Origin of the sequence: Neobacillus niacini, from assembly GCF_046591715.1 — a bacterium.
GTDB lineage: Bacteria > Bacillota > Bacilli > Bacillales > Cytobacillaceae > Neobacillus > Neobacillus niacini_L.
Genome location: NZ_JAWVNQ010000044.1, coordinates 1 through 423, shown reverse-complemented (window position 1 = coordinate 423; position 423 = coordinate 1). Strand labels below are relative to the sequence as shown.

Genomic DNA, 423 nt, shown 5'->3' with positions numbered 1-423 from the left:
AGTTGGGCACTCTAAGGAGACTGCCGGTGACAAACCGGAGGAAGGTGGGGATGACGTCAAATCATCATGCCCCTTATGACCTGGGCTACACACGTGCTACAATGGATGGTACAAAGGGCTGCAAGACCGCGAGGTTTAGCCAATCCCATAAAACCATTCTCAGTTCGGATTGCAGGCTGCAACTCGCCTGCATGAAGCCGGAATCGCTAGTAATCGCGGATCAGCATGCCGCGGTGAATACGTTCCCGGGCCTTGTACACACCGCCCGTCACACCACGAGAGTTTGTAACACCCGAAGTCGGTGGGGTAACCGTAAGGAGCCAGCCGCCTAAGGTGGGACAGATGATTGGGGTGAAGTCGTAACAAGGTAGCCGTATCGGAAGGTGCGGCTGGATCACCTCCTTTCTAAGGATAATGCAGTCC

The 423-nt window shown here is 54.8% G+C and carries 1 rRNA gene; it reads left to right on the top strand.

Features of this window, described 5'->3' with window-relative positions:
- A 16S ribosomal RNA gene (locus tag SFC47_RS25870) occupies positions 1 to 405 on the top strand; the annotation flags it as partial.
- Positions 406 to 423 lie beyond the last annotated feature (18 nt).